This window comes from Methylobacterium sp. E-005 (assembly GCF_022829725.1).
Classification (GTDB): Bacteria; Pseudomonadota; Alphaproteobacteria; order Rhizobiales; family Beijerinckiaceae; genus Methylobacterium.
In genome coordinates, this window is record NZ_JAKSYG010000220.1 from 1 (window position 1) to 14,582 (window position 14,582).

The 14,582-nt window shown below is 69.1% G+C and carries 13 protein-coding genes; 7 read left to right on the forward strand and 6 right to left on the reverse strand.

Annotation, left to right across the window (positions count from 1 at the left end):
- From MKK88_RS26675 to ybgC, 3 genes are all read left to right on the forward strand, one after another.
- On the forward strand, positions 1-211 hold a 211-nt coding region (locus MKK88_RS26675; RefSeq protein WP_279602554.1), incomplete at its 5' end, for a Holliday junction DNA helicase RuvB C-terminal domain-containing protein.
- Positions 212-579: 368 nt separating this feature from the next.
- Positions 580-1,302 carry a DUF4142 domain-containing protein gene (locus tag MKK88_RS26680; RefSeq protein WP_244005217.1) on the forward strand — a complete coding sequence of 241 codons (723 nt, stop codon included), beginning with the start codon at positions 580-582 and terminating at the stop codon, positions 1,300-1,302.
- Positions 1,303-1,395: 93 nt separating this feature from the next.
- Positions 1,396-1,839: a tol-pal system-associated acyl-CoA thioesterase gene (gene ybgC / locus MKK88_RS26685; RefSeq protein ID WP_244005219.1), complete on the forward strand. Its 444-nt coding sequence runs from the start codon at positions 1,396-1,398 to the stop codon at positions 1,837-1,839.
- 3 nt (positions 1,840-1,842) lie between these two features.
- Here ybgC and MKK88_RS26690 read toward each other — a convergent pair whose 3' ends face one another.
- Positions 1,843-2,631: an HpcH/HpaI aldolase family protein gene (locus MKK88_RS26690; protein ID WP_244005221.1), complete on the reverse strand. Its 789-nt coding sequence runs from the start codon at positions 2,629-2,631 to the stop codon at positions 1,843-1,845.
- Between the two features lie 308 nt (positions 2,632-2,939).
- On the opposite strand from MKK88_RS26690, the gene tolQ reads away from it, so the two are divergent.
- From tolQ to tolB, 4 genes are all read left to right on the forward strand, one after another.
- Positions 2,940-3,656, forward strand: a complete 717-nt coding sequence (gene tolQ / locus MKK88_RS26695) for a protein TolQ (protein WP_091713126.1) — start codon at positions 2,940-2,942, stop codon at positions 3,654-3,656.
- A gap of 24 nt (positions 3,657-3,680) precedes the next feature.
- Positions 3,681-4,127 carry an ExbD/TolR family protein gene (locus tag MKK88_RS26700; protein WP_244005223.1) on the forward strand — a complete coding sequence of 149 codons (447 nt, stop codon included), beginning with the start codon at positions 3,681-3,683 and terminating at the stop codon, positions 4,125-4,127.
- 10 nt (positions 4,128-4,137) lie between these two features.
- Entirely contained in the window at positions 4,138-5,502 is a 1,365-nt protein-coding gene (gene tolA, locus MKK88_RS26705; RefSeq protein ID WP_244005225.1) for a cell envelope integrity protein TolA, read from the forward strand.
- Between the two features lie 68 nt (positions 5,503-5,570).
- On the forward strand, positions 5,571-6,908 hold the full coding sequence (tolB, locus tag MKK88_RS26710) for a Tol-Pal system beta propeller repeat protein TolB (RefSeq protein ID WP_244005227.1): 1,338 nt from the start codon (positions 5,571-5,573) through the stop codon (positions 6,906-6,908).
- Positions 6,909-7,089: 181 nt separating this feature from the next.
- On the opposite strand, the gene MKK88_RS26715 is transcribed toward tolB, so the two are convergent.
- The 5 genes from MKK88_RS26715 to MKK88_RS26735 all read right to left on the reverse strand — a co-directional run.
- Complete coding sequence (locus tag MKK88_RS26715; protein WP_244005229.1) at positions 7,090-8,322, reverse strand: MFS transporter; 1,233 nt, start codon at positions 8,320-8,322, stop codon at positions 7,090-7,092.
- Positions 8,323-8,401: 79 nt separating this feature from the next.
- Positions 8,402-10,951, reverse strand: a complete 2,550-nt coding sequence (locus tag MKK88_RS26720) for a sensor histidine kinase (protein WP_244005231.1) — start codon at positions 10,949-10,951, stop codon at positions 8,402-8,404.
- Positions 10,952-11,321: 370 nt separating this feature from the next.
- Positions 11,322-12,722: an adenosylhomocysteinase gene (gene ahcY / locus MKK88_RS26725; protein WP_244005233.1), complete on the reverse strand. Its 1,401-nt coding sequence runs from the start codon at positions 12,720-12,722 to the stop codon at positions 11,322-11,324.
- Between the two features lie 153 nt (positions 12,723-12,875).
- Positions 12,876-13,280, reverse strand: a complete 405-nt coding sequence (locus tag MKK88_RS26730; RefSeq protein WP_244005235.1) for a CsbD family protein — start codon at positions 13,278-13,280, stop codon at positions 12,876-12,878.
- A 158-nt stretch (positions 13,281-13,438) separates the two neighbouring features.
- Positions 13,439-14,582 (reverse strand): KUP/HAK/KT family potassium transporter (locus MKK88_RS26735; RefSeq protein ID WP_244005237.1); only part of this gene is annotated, 1,144 nt, incomplete at its 5' end.

Here is a 14,582-nt window from a genome sequence, read left to right on the forward strand (position 1 = left end):
TGTCGGGATCGAGACGATCGGGGCGGCCCTCTCGGAGCCGCGGGACGCGATCGAGGACATCATCGAGCCCTACCTGATCCAGCGCGGCTTCGTGCAGCGCACCCCCCGCGGACGCGTCCTCACCCGCCACGCCTACAAGCACCTCGGTGTCGCCGAGCCCCGCCGGGATTCCAAGGACCAGTCCAATTTCTTCGACGGCGGCGGCAACTGATCACGACGCCGTGCGCGTCCATGCGCCTCGCTCGCATCAGCACTTCGAACGGCTCATGTGCCGCTGGTCCTAGCCGCTTGCAGCCGTCACAAGGCGTGCCGCGCTGCAACCGTAATAACATCCTCTCGGAATTGGCCTTTTGTCGCGCCATCTTCGACCGTAAAGCCAAGCTTATCGTTGGATACTTAAGCAATTGGTGCGGCGAGAAATTCCTGCGCGCGATGGAACAGGGCTGAAACGCACCTGTTGTGGAGGCGACCGCGCCAACGCGATGAGGCGCCGGCTAGGCTGTTGCGCTCATGGCTTCGCCCGATGGCGCGCGACAGACCTTCGAGCCATCAAGAACAACACCAGGATAGACTTCCGCCATGAAGAAAATGACGCTCGCCGTCCTCGGCCTCTCCGCCGCCTTCACCGCGCCGGCCTTTGCGCAGGACGCACTGCCGATCCGCGTGTCGCCCTTCGCGCAGCAGGACGGCATCGGTGCCGCCGCCACCGAGACCCCGGCCTTCCGCGCCGAGGCCCTGCGTTCGGACGCCGCCAGCATCGAGGCAAGCCGCATCGCCCTGCAGCGGTCGCGTAACCCCCACGTCCGGAACTACGCCAATCGCGTCCTCGTCGAGCGCAAGGCGACCACCGACGCCCTGCTGCCGCCGAACACCTCCCTGTCGCGTAACGGCACGGTCGTCTCTGACAACCAGGGCATCCGGACCGATCTGAGCAACCCGATCGGGCTCGTGCTCGCCCCGGTGACCGTGGCCGCGAACCTCGGCACGAGCATCGTCGGCGGCGCGCTCGGTGCGGTCGGCCTCGTCGACAACAGCCCCGCCGAGCCCGGCCGCCGCGTGGCGCTCGGCGAGCGCGGCCAGGCGCGCCTCGCGCAGCTGCAATCGGCCCCGAACGGCCGCTCGTTCGACCGTACCTACATCGACCAGCAGGCCCGCTCCGACGCCCGGACGCTGGCGCTGTACGACGCCTACGCGAAGTCGGGCGACAACGCCCAGGGCCGCAAGTTCGCCACTGAGGCCCTGCCGTATATCGCCGACGAGCACGCGCACTCGGCAACCCTCGCCAACCGCATCGGCGGCTGATCGAACCGTCCCCGACCCGAACTCCGCGAAGGTCGCCCCTAGGCGGCCTTCGTCGCGTTGCACCTCCGCTCAGAAAGCCGCTAGACGAACGGTATGAGCGTGATCGAGCCGTCGACCGGCGACCAGACGCAGAACGGTCAGCCGCACCGGATGCGTGTGCGCGTCTATTACGAGGACACCGATTTCTCGGGCTTCGTCTATCACGCGAGCTATCTGCGCTTCTTGGAGCGCGGGCGGACGGAACTGCTCCGCGGCCTCGCCGGCGACCAGTCCGACCTGCACCGCGAGGCGCAGGGCCTCGTCTTCGTGGTCCGGCGGATGAGCCTCGATTTCGTTCGTCCGGCCCGGATGGACGATCTGCTGACGGTCCTCACGCACACGAATTCGCTCCGCGGCGCCTCCATGCAGCTCACCCAGGAGGTGCGCCGGGACGATGCGACACTGGTCGTCGCCGCGGTGACGGTCGCCTGCGTCCGCGACGGCCGGGCCGTCAGGCTCCCTGAGGTTCTGCGGCGCCAGCTCGCCCCGGCTGGATAAGCGTCACCCTGTCCGGGACGGGTCGGCCTGACGCAGCAGCCGTCCGAAGGCCGCGGCGATCGTCATGGCGTCGTACTCGATCGAGACGAGCTGGAAGCCCATCGCCACCATCTCGCGTGCCCGGGCGGCCGACGGCGCGAAGGCACAGGGCAGCTTGCCGGCCGCCAGGGTCTTGCGGACGATCTCGCCCAAAGCCGCCGTGACGGCCGAGCCCGACGGATCGATGGCTGCGCCCTTCGACAGGGCGATCGAGAGGTCGGCGGGCCCGACCAGGATGCCGTCGATGCCCGGCACCGCCAGGATCGATTCCAGCGCGGCGATCGACTCCGCTGTCTCGCACATGGCGATGGTGAGGGCGCGGGCGTTGCCGACCGCGAGATACTCCGCGCTGTCCCGAAGCCCGGACAGCACGATCGCCCGGTCCGGGCCCCAGCTGCGCTCGCCCACCGGTGGATACTTGGCGGCGGCGGCGAGGGCCTCGGCCTGCGCCACCGTGTTGATCATCGGCGCGACGATGCCCGCCGCGCCCGCATCCAGCATCCGCGACACCATGGCGAACTCGCCGACCGGCACCCGCACCAGGGCGGGCTTGCCGGCGAGCGCCACCTCGGTGATCGCCGCGCAGCTCGTCTTGTAATCGTAGGCGCCGTGCTGCTGATCCAGCAGGACGGCATCGAACCCGGCCCGCGCCAGGGCCCCCGCGATGGCGGGATCGGCGATGCAGGACCAACCGAGGAACCGGGCATGGCCCGTGGGCAGGAGTTCCTGAAGACTGGGGACGGGAAGTGTCATGCGCTTCCTGTGCTTGTCTCGAACGGCGCGCGACTCGGCGCCAGCGTCCGCGACCATAAGGGAGCCGGTTCCGGCAGGTCCACCCCGCCCCCGTTCGAACAGCCGGACGCCTCAGGATCGCCGGGATCGAAACCGATCCTTAACCCTGCCGCGCCCTTAACAGACCCGCTGCCACGGCGGGGCGCGGGGGCCGCCGCTGGCCCTTACTTTCGACAGATTCGCGGGCGACAGCGTTGATATCGCTCACGGATCCGGCGGACGCGGGCCTCGCCCGGCGCAGCGCGGTCCGGAGCAGGAGACCTCGACGGATGAACCCAGCCGACGCGATGCAGGCCGCGCCTGTCGCCGATATGACGCTGCTCGGTCTGTTCCTGCAGGCCCACTTCGTCGTGAAGATCGTGATGATCGGGCTGCTCTCAGCCTCGATCTGGTGCTGGTCGATCATCGTCGACAAGACGCTGCTGTTCCGCCGCACCCGCGCCGAGATGGACGCGTTCGAGGACGCATTCTGGTCCGGCCGCTCCCTGGAGGAGCTGTTCCGTTCGTTCAACGACCGCCCGGCCACGGGGCTCGCCGCGGTGTTCGTCGCGGCCATGCGCGAGTGGAAGCGCTCGTTCGAGGGGTCGGGCCGGCAGATCCAGTCCCTGTCGCAGCGGATCGAGAAGCAGCTCGACGTCACCATCCACCGGGAGGTGGAGCGTCTCGAATCCCGCCTCCTGTTCCTCGCCTCGATCGGCTCCGCGGGTCCGTATATCGGCCTGTTCGGCACGGTCTGGGGCATCATGACCGCGTTCACCTCGATCGCGGCCTCGAAGAACACGTCGCTCGCCGTCGTCGCCCCCGGAATCGCCGAGGCTTTGTTCGCCACCGCCATCGGGCTGTTCGCGGCGATCCCGGCGGTGCTCGCCTACAACAAGCTCCAGGCCGAGGTCGCCAAGCTGCAGTCGCGGCTGGAGGGCTTTGCCGACGAGTTCTCCGCCATCCTGTCGCGCCAGATCGACGAGCGCCTGCCGCTCGCCGCCTGAGGCCGTTCCGGAGGAGACCGATCCATGGGTATGGCAGCGGGCGGATCACAGGGGGGCGGCAAGCGTCGCCGCCGGGGCCGGCGCGGCGGGCCCATCAACGAGATCAACATGACGCCGTTCATCGACGTCGTGCTGGTGCTCCTGATCATCTTCATGGTGGCGGCGCCGATGATGACGGTCGGCGTCCCGCTGGACCTGCCGCAGTCGAAGGCCTCGCCACTCAATTCCGACGTGAAGCCCATCACCCTGTCGATCCGCCAGACCGGCCAGATCTTCCTCGGCGAGGACGAACTCACCGACGACACGATCGTGCCGAAGCTGATGGAGACCGCCAAGACCGGGACCGAGGAGCGCGTCTTCGTGCGCGGCGACAAGCGGGTCGATTATGGCCGCGTGGCGCAGGTGATGGCGATCGTGACCGGCGGGGGCTTCAAGAAGGTCGCCCTCGTGACCGAGCCTGAGCATCAGTAGGGCGTTGGCCGTGGAGTTCCGCTTCGATCGTCAAGAGCCGGGTGTCTGGATCTCCGCCGGCACCCATGTGGCGCTCCTCGCGCTGGCTTTGTTCAGCATCGCGGCCCCGGCCCTGCCGGAGGCCCAGGAGGGCGTGCCCGTCGAGGTGATCACCGAGAACCAGTTCTCCGAGATCACCAAGGGCGAGCGGCAGGCCGACAAGCCGATGCCGAACGCGACCTCGCGGGCCGACCGCAAGGCCGAGAAGGTCGAGGATCGCGAGCCCGAGAATTCCAAGACCGACGCGCCCACCGCCCCCACCCGCACGGCCGAGATGAAGCTCGCCAATGCGGAGGAGATGCCGCTGCGCGCCGAGCCGGATCCGCAGGCGGTCGCCCAGGCCGCCAAGGCGGCCCAGGAGAAGCGCGACGCCGAGAAGGCCGCCGCCGAGAAAGCCGCCGACAAGGCAGCCGAGAAAGCCGCCAAGGCTGCGGCCGAGAAAGCGGCTGCCGAGAAGGCCGCTGCCGCCAAGGCTGAAGCCAAGGCCGAGGCGAAGGCCAAGGCGGATGCGGCCGCGAAGGTCGAGGCCGAGAAGCGCGAGCAGCTGGAAAAGCTGATCGAGAAGCAGGAGGCTGAGGCCGAATTGGCCGCCCAGAAGGACGCCGCTGCCAAGGCGAAGGCCGAGTCCGCCGCCAAGGCCGAAGCGGCCAAGGAAGCCGCTAAGAAGGCCGCCGACGCCAAGGCGAAGGCCGAGGCGGAAGCCGAGCGCCAGAAGGAACTCGCCGAGGCTGAGGCCGAGAAGGCGGAGGCTGCCGCGAAGGCTAAGGCGGAAGCCGCCAAGGCCGAAGCGGCCGCCAAGGCTGATGCCGCCGCCAAGGCGAAGGCCAAGGCGATGGCGGATGCGAAGGCCAAGGCCGACGGCGAGGCCAAGGCGCGCAAGCAGGCCGAACTCGCCAACAAGTTCAACGCGGGCGATATCCGCTCGATGCTGGCTTCCAAGGTGCCGTCGCAATCGACCGGCGCCACGGGCCACGCCGTGCAGAAGGTGGCGGCCCTGGGCGCGGCGACCGGCAACGCCCAGCGCCTGTCGCCGTCGCTGCGGGATGCCCTGGTCGGCCTGCTCCAGCAGCAGATCGAGCGCTGCTACTCGGCGCCCCCCGGGGCGGCGCAGGGCGTGGTCCTGCCGGTCCTCGACATCCGCCTCAACCCGAACGGCTCGCTGAGCACCGAGCCGCGGATCATGCGCGGCGGGGCGAGTTCGGTGGACCAGTCCATCGCGCAGGCCGCGCTCCGGGCGGTCCGCCGCTGCGCGCCGTACAACATCCCGGCCACCTACGCGCCGTATTACAACGACTGGAAGGCCATCAACGCGGAGTTCGAGTTCACGGCGACTTGAGGGTCTCCAGCCCTTCTTCCGCCCTGATCGGACCGCCTCGTCAGATCGTCACTCGGATCCGACCCACCATGCAGAACCTGCCCTCCGTCGGGCGCCGCCCGACGTCCATCGCCGCGCGTCTGATCGCGGTCTTCACCCTGCTGACGGCCTTCCTGGCCGGGCCCGCACAGGCGCAGCTGCAGCTGCGCATCGGCGGCGGCAACTTCCAGCCGATGCCGATCGCCATCGCGGATTTCGGCGGCGATCCGAGCCTCGCCGGTCTCGTCTCCGGCGTGGTGACCAACAACCTGCGCCGCTCAGGGTATTTCACGCCCCTCGAGCACGGACGTTTCCCCGAGCAGCCGAACTTCGACGCGGCCCCGAACTTCGAGAAATGGCGCGCCACCGGCGTTCAGGGCCTCGTCACCGGCCGCGTGGTCCGCGAGGCCGGTCGCGTCAAGGTCGAGTTCCGGCTCTGGGACGTGACCTCCGGCCAGCAGATGACCGGCCAGCAATACGGGACCGATGCCGCCAACGTCCGGCGTACCGGACACCTGATCTCGGACGCGGTCTACACCAAGATCACGGGCCTCGGACCCTGGTTCGACAGCCGCATCGCCTTCGTGGACGAGACCGGCCCGAAGGAGAACCGCCGCAAGCGCCTGATGGTCATGGATCAGGACGGCGCCAACGTCCGGGCGATCACCAGCGGTGAGATGTCGGTCGTGGCCCCGCGCTACTCGCCGGCGACCCAGGACATCGCCTTCATGGCGCAGGCGAACGGACACCAGCCGCGGGTGCAGATGATCAACCTGGAGACGGGGTCGCGGCAGGCGCTCGGCAACGTCGATTCGATGAGCGCGAGCCCGCGCTTCTCGCCGGACGGCCGCAAGATCGTGATGAGCGTCCAGCAGGGCGGCAACGCCGACATCGTGACGATGGATCTCGCCTCGAAGGCCCAGCGCTCGATCACCAACGGCATGGCGATCGACACCTCGCCGACCTACTCGCCGGACGGATCGCAGATCGCCTTCGAGTCGGATCGCGGCGGCTCGCAGCAGGTCTACGTGATGGGCGCCGACGGCTCGAACCCGCATCGGATCACCTTCGGCGCCGGCTCGGCCTCGCAGCCGGCCTTCTCGCCCCGGGGCGACCTGATCGCCTATACCCGCCAGCGCAACGGCGGCTTCGCCATCTGCGTGTCGAAGCCGGATGGGTCGGGCGAGCGTGTCCTCACCGAGGGGTTCCACAACGAGGGGCCGACCTTCGCGCCGAACGGGCAATACGTGCTGTTCTTCCGCGATCCCGGCGGCCAGGGCGGCGGCAAGCTGTTCATGGTCGACATCACCGGCAAGGTCGAGCAGCCGGTCCCGACGCCGGCCTACGCGTCGGATCCGACTTGGTCGCCGCTGCTCGGCGGGCGCTGAGCGCATTCGAGCGGGAGCCCGGCTACCAGTCGGGCTCCGGCCGCGAGGGGCGAGACGCGATGGGTGTTCGGACGGCGGCGTGCGACAGCGTCTCGGACCGCAGGGCGCACCCTTGAGAGACCGGTCCGCAAGGACCTATCCCTTTTGCGCGCCGAATGGTGCCGCCGGGGGATAATCGCTCTTATCCCTGCACGATAAGCTGGTCGCGGTTCCGGAGCGCCGGAAACAGCTTCCCCCAGAGCAGCGCGACGCCGACCGTCGCGGCCCCGCCGACCACCACGGCAGGGACCGCCCCGATCGCCGCAGCCAGCACCCCGGATTCGAACTCGCCGAGCTCGTTCGAGGCGCCGATGAACACCGTGTTCACCGCCGAGACCCGGCCGCGCATGGCGTCCGGCGTCTCGCCCTGCACGAAGGTCTGGCGAACATAGACCGAGATCATGTCGGCGGCGCCGGTGACGAACAGGCAGGCCATCGACAGGGGCAGCGATGTGGACAGACCGAACACCACCGTGGCGCCGCCGAAAACCGCCGCCGCCCGGAGCATGCGCAGGCCCGCATGGCGCCGGAGGGGGTAGTTGGCCAGCAGCACCGCCATGGTGACGGCGCCGAAGGCCGGCATGCTGCGCAGCGCCCCAAGTCCGAGGGGGCCGACATGCAGCACCGCTCCGGCATAGATCGGCAGCAGCGCGGTGGCGCCGCCGAGGAGGACGGTGAACAGGTCGAGGCTGATCGCGCCCAGCACCACCGGCTGCGAGCGGATGTAGGCGATCCCGGCCGAGAGGGCCGCCCAGGTGATCGGAGGCCGCTCGCTTACTGCGGCCGGCCGGAAGCGGATCAGCGCCGTCAGGACGCTCGCCAGGGCGAAGCTCGCCCCCGCCCCGCCGAACACGACGGCCGGCCCGAGGGCGTAGAGGAAACCGCCCAGCGCCGGTCCCATCACCGAGGCGCTCTGCCACAGGGAGGCGTTCCACGCGATGGCCGAGCTGAACTGGGCCGTCGGCACCAGGGTCGGCAGCAGCGCCTGGAGGGCCGGATTGGCGAAGGCCCGGGCGGTGCCCACGAGGATCACCAGGGCGTAGATCGGCCAGACGACATGGACGCCCGAGAGGGCGCAGGCCAGCAGGCCGAAGCTCGCCACGCTCTGGAGCGCGAAGGCCCCGGCACCGACGAGGCGGCGGTCGTAGGCATCCGCGACATGGCCGGTGATCAGCGCGCAGACGATGGCCGGCAGAAAGCCCGCAAGGCCGACAAGTCCCAGCGCCAGGGCCGAATGGGTCAGGTCGTAGACGAACCAGCCGATCGCCACCGCCTGCATCTGATAGGCGAGGCCCGTGAGGAAACGGGCCGCACCGAACAGGCGGAAGTCGCCGATGCCGAAAACGGCCCAGCCGGAGCGATCCTGTTTGGACATACCCCCTGCTGCGCGGCGTAGGCTGAAGAATCAAGCCTGACGGTTGTATCGGCGTCGCCTTTTGCGCCCGTCAGACCGCCTAATGCAGCGCCAGCCCGGGCTTCCGCGGGGCCGTGGCCGGCAGGGCTGGCGGCCGGACATCCAGGATCGGCTCGCGGCGGGACCGGGCCGTCGGATCGAGCGGAAAGGTGCAGGTCACGCAGGTTCCCTGGCCGGTCGCCGTCTCCAGATGGACGCGGCCGCCGTGCAACTCCACGAAGGAGCGGACGATCGACAGGCCGAGGCCGACCCCCCGATGCCGCGTGCCGAGGGTGTGGCTCTCGAACCGGTTGAAGACCGAGTCGGCGATCTCCGCGGGCATGCCCCGCCCGTGATCGCGCACGCTCAGAAGAAGGTCCTGATCGTCGCGGCGGGCATGGACCTCCACGCGCTGCCCGGCCTCGGAGAAGCCGACCGCGTTCGAGAGGAGATTGAACAGGATCTGGCGGACGCGCTTCCCGTCGGCATGCACGCTGCCGATATCCTCCGGGACATCGAGGGAGAGGGTGATGCGCGATTCGGCGAGCCGGTCCTCGATCCCGCGCACCGCGGCCTCGATGGTCGCCTGAACGTCCACGTCCTCCCGCTGGAGCTCCAGCGAGCCGGCATCGATCGACGCGAGATCGAGGATGTCGTTGATGATGACGAGGAGCGCCGCCGAGGAGCGCATGATGTGGTCGGCATATTCGCGCTGTCGCTCATTGAGGGCGCCGACCGTCTCGTCGCCCAGGAGCTGCGTGAATCCGATGATGTTGGTGAGCGGCGAGCGCAGCTCGTAGGAGACGTGGTGCACGAAGGTGTCGCGCAGCTGCGCGGCCTTCTCCAGGGCGTCGTTCTTCTCGGTGAGCGCCCGCTCGACATTCACGCTGGCGGTCACGTCGATCAGGGTGAGGAGCGTCGCGCCTTCCGGTAGCGGCTGGGCGGCGCAGTCCAGCACCGAGCCGTCTGCCACCTCCAGCCGAAAGGCCCGGGCGGTCCGCGATTCGAGGCCCACGACGGCGTCGCGGATATCGAGCCAGGGCTCCTCGGCCGGGGCCAGTTCCCGGCAGGCCGCGATGACGGCATCGACGTGCGGGCGCTCCTCCACCATGGCGGGGTCGAGCCGCCACACGGTGAGGAAGGCGCGGTTCGCGAGCGTCAACCGTCCATCGGCCCCGAACACCGCGACGGGCTCGGCCAGGGTGTCGAGGGTCTCGGCCTGCAGGCGGCGCAGGGCGTTATAGCGGGATTCGGCGTTCAGATGGTCGGAGACGTCGTCGAACAGGTAGGTCAGGCCGCCCTGCGGGTTCGGATCCGCCACCACGCGGAGCGTCCGGCCATCGGGCAGGTACCACCACGTCTGGTTCGCCTCGGCGGCCCGGTAGGCGGCGAGCACGCCCTGCTTCCAGCCACGGAAATCGGCGTGCTCCTCGAGCTTCCGTTTCGCACGCAGGTGATCGAGGATTTCGCCGTCGGAGGGACGGCTGTCTAGGAAGGCCTGATCGAGGTCCCAGAGCTGGCGATAGGCCGCGTTGTGGAAGATCAGCCGCTGCGACACGTCGAACATCGCCACCGCGGTCGGCAGCTGATCGAGGGTGCGGACATTGGCATTCATCTGCCGCTGCAGGTCGGCGCGGACGCTCTCCAGTTCCGACACGTCGATGGCGATGCCGACCCGGCTGGTGTCGAGGCTGGTCTCGAACACGTCCAGCATGCGCCGGCTGCCGGCCACGATGGCCGAAAGGCGGGGCACGCTCCGGGTCAGACCGGCGGCGCGGGCCGCCTCCTCGCGGGCGATGGTCTCCCGGGCCGGCCGGTCGAACAGCTCCAGGCCGGCATCGAGGGCGGCCTCCCGGCTCTCCGCCTCCACGGCGTTGACGTAGGCGGCGTTGACCCAGCTCAGGCTGCCCTCGCGGGTGCGCCGCCAGACAGGCTGCGGAATCGCGTCGAGGAGTCCCGACAGGGCCGAAAGACCCCGGCGGGTCTCGTCCAGGGTCGCGCGCAGGTCGGCGATCTCGCTGCGTTCCTGGCTGGTCTCGCGCAGGCGCAGGAGCGCCCGGCCGGCGACCGCCTGACCATGCGCCTCGATGCTGCGGCCGGTCTGCGTCCGCAGGCTCAGCGTGAAGCCGGTGCCGCGCGCCCGCAGGAGCTCCACGGCGGTCTCGACGGCCTGCGCGTCCGCAGCCACGAGCCATGTGCCGAAGGCCAGGACGCGGCGGGCATAGCCCGAGGCCGGCCGCTCGCCGTGGATCGCGAGGCTGATGTCGCCCTCCACCACCGGTTCACTGCGCTGATCCCAGGTCACGATGATCTGGCGCTCGGCGTTCAGCAGCATCTCGGCGCGGTCATGGGCGCCGCGGAGCATGTCGAGGGCTGCGGCCAGCTCCCGCTCGCGTCGGGTCCAGCGGTTGCGCTCGTAGAGGTGGAGCAGCGACAGGATGACCGCGAAGGCGACCAGCCCGCCAAAGATTGCGAGCGCGGCCACGCTGTGGATCTCGCGTCCCGAATGGGCCACGGGCGCGTCGGGGAGCTCGGCCAGGGCCGCGCTCGCCATGGTCAGGGTGAGCGCACCCACGCAGATTCGAACGTGGGTCGGTCGACCGACACCCATGGTTTGCCCTGCCCCCGTCCACCGACGGCGATGCGAGCGGCGCGCGCCATCGCGCGGCGCAGAACGCACCGACCCCGCGGCGATTCTCCCGAACCGGCGCGGCCCCATCGATCAAAGATTCGCCGGTACTCTACCGTGCGTAGGAATCCGCCCGGAAGGGGAACGAAGCGTGGCATTTGACCGGCGCGCATAATCAATCGTTAACGACACACAGAAGACACAGTTCGACCCTGCATACACAGCTTGACAAACAAGAAGGCCCGACGCAGCGCGCCGGGCCTCAAAATGCCGGTCGGGACAGGGGCCAGAAGCCCCGTCGCCCACCGGCTTTGCAACCGGGAGTTCGGCGCGTCGCCGCGCCGTCCCCGCGTCAGTAGCGGTAGTGCTCGGGCTTGAACGGGCCGCTCTCGGAGACGCCGATATAGGCGGCCTGATCGGGGCGCAGCTTCGAGAGCTTCACGCCGATCTTCTCCAGGTGCAGGGCCGCAACCTTCTCGTCGAGCGCCTTCGGCAGGGTGTAGACCTGACGCTGGTACTTGCCCGGGTTGGACCACAGCTCGATCTGCGCCAGCGTCTGGTTGGTGAACGAGGCCGACATCACGAAGGACGGGTGACCGGTGGCGTTGCCGAGGTTCACCAGACGACCCTCCGACAGGAGGATGATGCGGTGACCGTCGGCGAACTCGATCTCGTCGACCTGCGGCTTGATGTTGTTCCACTTCAGGTTCTTGAGACCGGCAACCTGGATCTCGTTGTCGAAGTGGCCGATGTTGCAGACGATCGCCCGGTCCTTCATCGCCCGCATATGGTCGATGGTGATGATGTCCTTGTTGCCGGTGGCGGTGACGAAGATGTCGGCGCGCGGGGCGGCATCCTCCATGGTCACGACCTCGTAGCCCTCCATGGCGGCCTGGAGCGCGCAGATCGGGTCGATCTCCGACACGAGCACGCGGCAGCCGGCATTGCGCAGGGAGGCGGCCGAGCCCTTGCCCACGTCGCCGAAGCCCGCGACCATGGCGACCTTGCCGGCCATCATGACGTCGGTGCCGCGGCGGATGCCGTCGACCAGCGACTCCTTGCAGCCGTACAGGTTGTCGAACTTCGACTTGGTGACCGAATCGTTCACGTTGATCGCCGGGAAGAGCAGCTTGCCCTCCTTGGCCAGCACGTAGAGGCGGTGGACGCCCGTGGTGGTCTCCTCGGAGACCCCCTTGATGCTGTCGGCGAGGCCCGCGAACCAACCCTTCGGCTTCTCGGCGAGCTTCCGCTTGAGCAGCGCGAAGAAGACCTCCTCCTCCTCGCTCTCCGGCTTGTCGAGGAAGGCGGTGTCGCCGTTCTCGGCGCGCAGGCCGAGATGGACGAACATCGTGGCGTCGCCGCCATCGTCGAGGATCATGTTCGGCATGCCGCCGTCATGCCAGTCGAACAGGCGCGAGGTGTAGTCCCAGTACTCCTCAAGGGTCTCGCCCTTCACGGCGAAGACCGGGATGCCGGCGGCCGCGATGGCGGCGGCGGCGTGATCCTGGGTCGAGTAGATGTTGCAGGAGACCCAGCGGATATCGGCGCCGAGCGCCTTCAGGGTCTCGATCAGCACCGCGGTCTGGATCGTCATGTGGAGCGAGCCGGCGATCTTGGCGCCCTTCAGGGGCTGTGCCGCGCCGTACTCCTCGCGGACCGCCATCAGGCCCGGCATCTCCGTCTCGGCGATCGAGATCTCCTTGCGGCCGTAATCGGCCAGCCCGATGTCCTTGACGATATAATCCTTGGCCATGTGTCGACGGCTCCGTGTTCGCAGTGGGGTTCGGCGCGAGCCTCTACCACCTCGCGCGCCGCGAAGCAATCAAGACATAAAGATGTCTTTATGCGTTCCGGGCGGCGGGGCGGCTTTCACGCCGCCCCGCCAGCCGCACAATCCGTGGCCTGTCTACCGTGTCGGGCGGGCCAGCCAGCCGACGGCGAATGCGACGGCGGCCACCAGGGCGAGGGTCGTGCCGCGGTTCTCGTCCGCGCGCGCCGCGAGGTGGCGGCCCTGGCGCACGGCGCGGTCCCGGTAATGCTGCCCGCGCTCCACGGCCTCGTCGGCCAGATCCCGCCCGCGTGCGCTGACGTCGCGGAACCGGCTCCGGCCCTCCTCGACGAGGTGCTCGCCGCCATGGCGCAGGTCGCGCACGGCGTCCCGCGCCTCGCCGTAGGCGTATTGCGCGGCGCCGGCAGCCTGGTCGTAGGCGCCGTCGAGCTGGCTTCCCGGATTGCCGCGGACCGCGCCCGCCGCCGTCTTGGCCCGGCCCCCCAGATGGCGGAGGCCGCCTTCGAGATGATCTCTGTTCATCGTGTCCCTCCGATCCGGCGTGCGCCGGGATGGCGCACCGCCTGCGTCGGGGCGGAACGAGGCGGGGGGCTCACGGTTCCGCTTGGACCGTGGGGCGAATCACACGTTTCGGTGCGCTCCGCTCGGATAGGCCGACCGCGGAGTGGCCGCCGCGCCCCTCAGATTTCGATCTCGGTCCCCACCTCCACCACCTGCCGGGTCGGCACGCCGAAGAAGGCGCCGGTGCGCTCGGCGTTGCGCTGCATGAAGGCGAACAGGCCCTCCCGCCACGATGCCATGCCGCGCGCGTCGTCCGTGGGGATGATCGTCTCGTGACCGACGAAAACGGTCATGTCGTCGAGCACGTGCGGCGGCAGATGGCGCGATTCGATCGCGCAGGCCAGGCCTTCGGGGATCGAGGCTTCCTCCATGAAACCGTAGCGCAGGATCACCCGGTAGAAGTCCGGCGCCAGAATCGTCACGTGCGCCCGCTGCGCCTGTGGGACGGTCGGTGTCTCCTCGTAAAGGGCCGTGATGATCAGGATGCGCTCCATCAGGGCATGGTTACGCTCCACGAAACGCGAGAGGTGCAGCGGGATCCCGTGTTCCGCCGCCGACAGGAAGGCCGCCGTCCCCGGCAGACGCAACAGGTCGCGATGCTGGAGGCCGGCGAGGAAGACATCCTCCGGCTGCCGCAGGGCGACCCGGGCCGCCTCGACGAGTTCGGTGCCCTTCTTCCAGGTCAGCATCATCAGCGCGACGAAGCCGGCCAGCACCAGGGGAAACCACCCGCCCTCCAGGATCTTCACGCTGTTGGCGGCGAAGAAGACCAGATCGATGACGAGGAAGAGGCCGTTCACCGCGATGACTAGAACCGGGTTGTAACCCCAGCGGAGCGCGATCAGCGCGGCGAGCAGCGTGGTGATGCCCATCAGCATCGACACCGCGATGCCGTAGGCGCCGGCCAGCGCATCGGAGGAGCCGAACATGACCACCGCCACCAGGGTGGCGAGGGCCAGCAGCCAGTTGACCATCGGAACGTAGATCTGCCCACGCTCCTCCCGGGCCGTCTGGACGATGCGCATCGCCGGCAGGAAGCCGAGCTGCACCGATTGCTGGGTCAGCGAGAACACGCCCGAGATGATCGCCTGCGAGGCGATGACCGTCGCCATCGTGGCGAGCGCCACCAGCGGGTAATGTCCCCAGTCGGGACACAGGCGGAAGAACGGGTTCTCGAGGGCGTCGGGGGCGGAGATCAGCAGCGCGCCCTGCCCGCAATAGTTGAGCACCAGCGCCGGCAGAACCAGCGCGAACCACGCCAGC